The 6,000-nt window shown below is 36.1% G+C and carries 6 protein-coding genes and 1 pseudogene; 2 read left to right on the top strand and 5 right to left on the bottom strand.

Annotated features, from left to right (window positions below):
• Positions 1-354: 354 nt before the first annotated feature.
• Positions 355-1,818 (top strand): annotated as a pseudogene (locus tag VF06_RS20225) (ISLre2 family transposase).
• Positions 1,819-2,038: 220 nt separating this feature from the next.
• Here the strand turns inward: VF06_RS20225 and VF06_RS20220 are convergent.
• Positions 2,039-2,365: a hypothetical protein gene (locus VF06_RS20220; protein ID WP_143861843.1), complete on the bottom strand. Its 327-nt coding sequence runs from the start codon at positions 2,363-2,365 to the stop codon at positions 2,039-2,041.
• Positions 2,366-2,489: 124 nt separating this feature from the next.
• Here VF06_RS20220 and VF06_RS20215 point away from each other — a divergent pair, with 124 nt between their 5' ends.
• Entirely contained in the window at positions 2,490-2,684 is a 195-nt protein-coding gene (locus tag VF06_RS20215; protein WP_099070059.1) for a hypothetical protein, read from the top strand.
• Positions 2,685-2,779: 95 nt separating this feature from the next.
• On the opposite strand, the gene VF06_RS42820 is transcribed toward VF06_RS20215, so the two are convergent.
• From VF06_RS42820 to VF06_RS20200, 4 genes are all read right to left on the bottom strand, one after another.
• Positions 2,780-2,908: a hypothetical protein gene (locus VF06_RS42820; protein ID WP_257207655.1), complete on the bottom strand. Its 129-nt coding sequence runs from the start codon at positions 2,906-2,908 to the stop codon at positions 2,780-2,782.
• Positions 2,909-2,918: 10 nt separating this feature from the next.
• Entirely contained in the window at positions 2,919-3,659 is a 741-nt protein-coding gene (locus tag VF06_RS20210; protein ID WP_180267801.1) for a DNA-binding protein, read from the bottom strand.
• 200 nt (positions 3,660-3,859) lie between these two features.
• Positions 3,860-5,113 carry a tyrosine-type recombinase/integrase gene (locus VF06_RS20205; protein ID WP_099070061.1) on the bottom strand — a complete coding sequence of 418 codons (1,254 nt, stop codon included), beginning with the start codon at positions 5,111-5,113 and terminating at the stop codon, positions 3,860-3,862.
• 170 nt (positions 5,114-5,283) lie between these two features.
• On the bottom strand, positions 5,284-5,742 hold the full coding sequence (locus tag VF06_RS20200; protein ID WP_099070062.1) for a M67 family metallopeptidase: 459 nt from the start codon (positions 5,740-5,742) through the stop codon (positions 5,284-5,286).
• Positions 5,743-6,000: the final 258 nt, after the last annotated feature.

The following is a 6,000-nucleotide window of genomic DNA, read 5'->3' as shown; positions in this document are numbered from 1 at the left end:
ATGAAGAAACACCAGTACTTTGAGAAATCGAAAAATAAATGCCTAAAGTAATTAAGGAAGCAGTTGACAAATGAATGGGTTGAAAACGGGATATAAATTGATGATGAGGACTGAAAACCAATCCTACTAGGGAGCAACGCGATTTCGTGAGGTCGGAGAAAAACAAGCGATCGCTAAAAATTTGCTTCAGTACGCTATAAATATTTATAACATTACAAACAGTACTAATACTGGTAAAATTTTATTTTTATTCTCAATATAAATATGAATCGTTTTTTGGGACAAAAAAAGGTAGGATTCCCAATTAGTAAAGGTTTTGATATCTGACATCAAAACGGGGAGTGCCTACGCTGAATGAAAAATAGTATATATTCTACCTTCGATTTAAGCAAATCATTGGAAAACTTTCTTTGAAAAGTTACGAAACTTTTAGAACTAACGAATATCTCAGAATGGGATGGACGGATTTTCAGAGAACGTGAGCAAAAAATTAGAGACTTAGCCTTAACTTTGGCAGGAGAATGTACAGCGTTGTTGCTCCATAATCTGTCAAAATCTCAAGATTTTTTGGATAAAGCAGAGCAGCAGACGCGGGGATGGTGGCAAGCAAGCACAAAAAAGCATGGTTGCAAAGAACGACAAATATTAACAATTGGAAATGTGAAAGTAAATTTAAAACTACCGTATGTAGTTGAACGTCAAACTCAATCGAAGAATAATAATAAATCTTCACATGAAGGATTTTGTCCATTTTTAAGATATTTGGGAATGACCGAAGGATTAACACCTAATGTTTTCTCAACAATTGCTAAATATGGTGCAATTTCAGGCTCGTTTGAGGCAGCACGAACAACATTAATTGATTGGGGTATAAATATCAGCCTAAAACGTATAGAACGGCTAACGTATTACTTTGGTAAAATTGGCATAAATTTACGTCAATCGAAAATAACAAGTTTAGCTTTAGGCAATTTACCTACAACTAGTATTCTGAAAGACCAACGTGTTGTCATCGCTGTAGATGGTGGTCGTACCAGGATTAGGATTAACAACAAGGGAAGGCGTAAGGTGAAGACTAATCGCTTAGGCTTTACAGGAGAATGGGTAGAGCCAAAGTTATTAACAATTTATGTAGTGAATGACAAAGGTGAAAAAATCAGGAATGGAGAAATTCCCATTACTAATGATGGAACATATTCAGGTTTTGAAGGATTTTTACAAATATTAGAAATGTACTTGGTTAATTTAGGGATTAGTCAAGCTAAACAAGTTTTATTAATTGCTGATGGTGCAGAGTGGATATGGATACACATTCCTCCTTTACTAAAAAAGTTAAACTGTCCACCCGAAACCTATCAAATCTTAGATTTTTATCACGCCGCATCGCATTTACAAGATTTTGCTGATGCTGCATTTAGCACAAATAATGAACGACAAAAATGGTTTATCAATGCCCGAAAAACTTTAAAAAAAGGTCAAACACTAAATTTAATCAGAAATATGGACGAATTTATTCTAGGAGCAACTGGAGAGCGTCTAAAAAATTTGTTACGAGAGCGAAATTATATTTTGAAAGCTTACCGACGCAGGCTTTTAAACTATAATTCTGTTGCCTTTAGAAAACTTCCTCTTGGTAGTGGCGCGGTTGAAAGTTTAATTCGCCAAGTTGTTAATTTACGGATGAAAGGTAATAGTAAGTTTTGGCTTCAAGATAACGCAGAAATTATGTTGCACCTCCGTTGTCAATGGATAGCCAAAAGTTGGGATAGTTTTTGTGATTCTATCTTTAATTCGTTTATCAAACCCCAAACTTCCTGATAAATTTTATACTTTAATTCTGTATTCAATTTATTGTTTGCCATAATTGATACTGAGTATTAAAGACTTATCGTAGATATATTTGGAAATAATCGTCAAATAACTTACTAGCAATCTTTTTGAGATATCTCATCAAGATGATTTATCGTATGATTACGTATATTAACTGTAAACAAAATTACTTCATGCACAAATGTCAGTTTTAGCGAACGCTTGGTTTTTACCCGACCTCACAAAATCGCGTTGCTCCCTCCGGGTAATTCATCCTTCTCCCTTCCATTGAGATTTTAATCAACCCTGCTTGCTCATCTGTAGGCGTATTCATTTCATCTATCGCTGACTCTATCACCTGAATAGAAGCGAGTGAAGGTAACCTTAATCCGCGCCCCTCTTCCATCTGTTTGATAGCGATAATCGCAAAAGACATCAGAGAAGTGATGTAGCTTCCCTTGAGTGCTGGACTACCAGTAGGGCGAACACCGTATCTACGGCACATATCGCGTAATTCAGGTACAGTCTTTATTTCGAGTTCTGAACGTGTAAACATAGAGTTACCATTCCAAAAAAGTGGTATCGGTGAGTCTGTAAGCCTGAGAAACTTGTTACTCACCGATTTAACATTCTCCACTGGTAGGCATGTGGAGAATAGCATTATTTATATTTCTACACAAATGACCAAGAACAAAGGCAAGCCAGAGAATCTAAGACCGTTCACCACAGACAGAGAAGAACCATTGACTGAAAGATTAAATTTACGCATTACTAAATCAATGAAAGAGGAAGTGCAGCAACAGGATGACCCACCAGAGTTTTGCAGGGAAGCTATTCAGAAAGCACTTGATGAGAAGAAAGGGAAAAATAAATAAATTCTAAAATCAACATTTATCAATTAAAAACCCTTCCTTATATTGTCAGGAAGGGTTTTATTTTAATAGTTACACTTGGATTATTAACAGTATAACTATTTATTTAGCAATGCACTTTCCATTGCTGTAATTCTCTCATCACTTCTTTGTTGTAATTCAGCTAACCGTTTTTTAATTTCCTGAAGTTTTTCAAGTTGTTCGGTACTTAATACTTTAGCTGTCATTTGTTATTCCTCATCCTATACGGTCAACGTAATTTCTTAGTTCTCGTATCTCAGCAGCATCTTGTCTTTGTTGCTCTATAGCTTTGTTGTAAAGCTCTTGTAACTGTTTCAACCGAATAGAATCTTCTTCTGTTACCTCTAACCTCTCTCGAAGGGTGTTGTTTTCTTCTTCTAATTCAGCAATTATTTGATTATCAGTTATTTGCTCATATCTTGTACAAAAAGCATTCCAATGAATGTCTCTCATCTCGTCATACGTCTTTTTTATAGACTCTGCCATCGGATAAGTTTTTACTGGAATCTCATTATCTTCCTGTTCCTTCCATTCCCTGAAATATTTACTAATAGTGCTATGTGAACCACCTTTTACTTCCTTTCTAACCTTTTCTTTCGTGACTATTTCTCCTTGAGCAAATAGTTTATCAGCAGCAGCAAAAACTTTCTCTCTTGTGGCTATAGTGTTGCCTTTATATGCTTGAGATGACCAAAATTTAACAGCGAGTCTAACGGGGATAACTTTGACTTGACTACCGCCCCGCTTGCCGTTGCCATTCCTTTCTATGGCAATTTTGTGATCCGTATAATCTTCACCCAGCAAGGCTTTTACCTCTTCTGAACCCAAAAAACGTGATACGTAAAATGGGTGTACCCCAATTGCCTCAGCCACTTGTGACTGACTGAGGAAATATTTGTCAAGGTATTTGAAAACATCAAGTTGGATGTTTCCTAGTAGTTGAAAGTTATCTAACAAGTTATCCAATAACTACAGGAAGATAGAGAGATAGAAGCATAAGCTTAAAACTGGCAAGCAAAAAATACCCTCTAGGATGTTGATTCTTAGAGGGTTTATTATTACTTGGAGTATTACTCTAACTGTTTCAAATCAAGAGACTTATTCGCTCTTATCTTGAAGTACAGCGTTTTTGAGGTAAATGAAGTACATGGTTACAGTTAGATGTCCGCTAACTCTCTTTGCTTGTCTGGCTGTAAATAATGCTTCATGATTTTATCTACGCTCGTGCCGCAAACATCAGCTATTAACGCTAAATCTGTACCATTATTAGCTTGAATACTAATAAATGTATGCCTAGTTGAATAAGGTTTAAGGTAACAGCTTATTTTGCCATCTTCAGCTAGCCCAGTAACAATTCCATTGTATGTCCTTCCTTCACTAAATTTTTTATACCAAACTCCCGCTAATGTATCCAACGAGACACGCTTCCCATTCATTTTAGTAAATACTAAATCTTCGGCAGAAATATTTTTGTTCGAGCTTTTCATTCTTTCGATTAGTCGTGTTAGTCGTGATTTACTTTTAATTTTAAAAATACGTATAACATTAGTTTTAGTATTTTTAATCTCTTTGCTAACAGAACTGTAAGCATCCTCAAAGCGTATCCATCCTTTATCTAAGTCGATATGTTTCCATTGAAGTGCAAAAGCTTCTCCAGGGCGACAACCAGTAAGAAACAGAAACTCAATTAATTCTGCTAATTGCCTGAATGACTGTTTTGTTGATGAGTAGAATGAATCAATTATTAAATCTCTCTCTTCAATCGTGTACGCTCTACGGTCTTCTTCTTCTTGTAATTGCTTTGATTTTTTTGGTGGCTTGTAAAACTTTTTGATTTCTGCAAAAAAATCTTTCTTTATCTTGTCTTCATTTATTGCCCTTTGTGACATAGAGCTTAAAGCACTAAATAGTTTACCAATAGAATCAGAATTGGTACGTCTGGCACACAAATCGTCTATTATTGATTGGGCTAACTCTTCAGTCAACGGTTTATTGAGATAATCGGCTAATAGATAGCCAAAATTTTGTTCATATCTCCCTATTAACGTACCAGCCGATATCTGCTTAGTGTCAACCTTCCAATCTACGTACTCTTGCCATAATTCTCGAAGTGTAGGAACCGTCAAGCTACCAGGAAGATTTATGACATTACTTTTGAGTTCAAGGTATTTTTTTAAACTGGGGTCAAAGTTAGCACCGTTTTGATAATCGATGTCTTCCTGTATTCGCCTAATAATTCCATCCGCCCACTTCCTGTTTTCGTCTGAGTCGTGCCTACCTAAACCTATATATTTTTGTTTCTTTCCATAAAACTGTTGTGAAACGCGGCTACTAAATTGCAATCTTAGAGAGCCTTTATCCATTCCCAGTCTTATGTCTGCTTGTTTGCTACTTTCTTGCTTGCTATACATGATAGTAATTTTCTAGTAATTTACTATAGTAAGCATTGTACTCCATAAGCTTATTAGCCGTTAAAGTGTTTTTGCTAAATCCGGATTCGGATTTAACATAGCCGTTGTCTTATGCAAGAGCGGGAATATTAATCCTATCGAAAAATGATATCTGTATCGAAATTAAGCCGTTAAATTATATTTTCAATGGTCTGTGCTTGGAACTGATGAGTATCATCAAGACTCCAGCTTCGCACTTCTGTTGCTTTACCGTTTTGGACGGAAACTATTATATACGAGTATCCTTGCCAAGCGTACAAGCGATCGCATTCCGAAGGTATGGCAGGGTGGTCTGGGTGGGAGTGAAAAATGCCGATAATACTCAAAGAGCGATCGCGTGCTTGTTTTTGTGCTTGTAACATTACTAATGGTGCGATCGTATATTGCCGTTTTTTACTTTCCACTGTGCCTTCGCCTGAAAATTCAGCACTCGCCTCTGTATTCCAGGCATTTTCTGTTGGCATTACTTCTACTGTAATTTTGCCTTCATTAGTCAGATGGCCTAAAATTATACCACAGCATTCTTCTGGGTAGATGTTTTCAGCATGGCTGCGAATAATTTGCAAGTGTTGTTCGCTAAATTTAATCATATCTGCATTTGTAATTTTACAGGACTTACGCAAGTGTCACAAAAAATCAATTTTTTTTGCTTGTAGTAAGGACTTCAGTCCTTATTAGAGGACTAAAGTCCTTACTACAAACTTAAAATAATATGCCAGTTGCGTAAGTCCTATTTTATTTATCCCAAGCGGTTTTGATTTGGGCACAAGATAATGCTACGGACTGATTTTATTTTTATAATAGTCAATCACTAGAAAATTCCACAACCAAAAAGGTTGCCTGCACTA

Source organism: Nostoc linckia z4, from assembly GCF_002608075.1.
Taxonomy (GTDB): domain Bacteria; phylum Cyanobacteriota; class Cyanobacteriia; order Cyanobacteriales; family Nostocaceae; genus Nostoc; species Nostoc linckia.
This window is presented reverse-complemented; position numbering and strand designations above follow the sequence as displayed.

Bases quoted from the DNA above. Each gene is read 5' to 3' on its own strand.
- VF06_RS20220 (WP_143861843.1), bottom strand. From the start codon at position 2,365: ATGTTTACACGTTCAGAACTCGAAATAAAGACTGTACCTGAATTACGC.
- VF06_RS20200 (WP_099070062.1), bottom strand. From the start codon at position 5,742: ATGATTAAATTTAGCGAACAACACTTGCAAATTATTCGCAGCCATGCT.
- VF06_RS42820 (WP_257207655.1), bottom strand. From the start codon at position 2,908: ATGACAGCTAAAGTATTAAGTACCGAACAACTTGAAAAACTTCAGGAA.
- VF06_RS20215 (WP_099070059.1), top strand. From the start codon at position 2,490: ATGACCAAGAACAAAGGCAAGCCAGAGAATCTAAGACCGTTCACCACA.
- VF06_RS20205 (WP_099070061.1), bottom strand. From the start codon at position 5,113: ATGTATAGCAAGCAAGAAAGTAGCAAACAAGCAGACATAAGACTGGGA.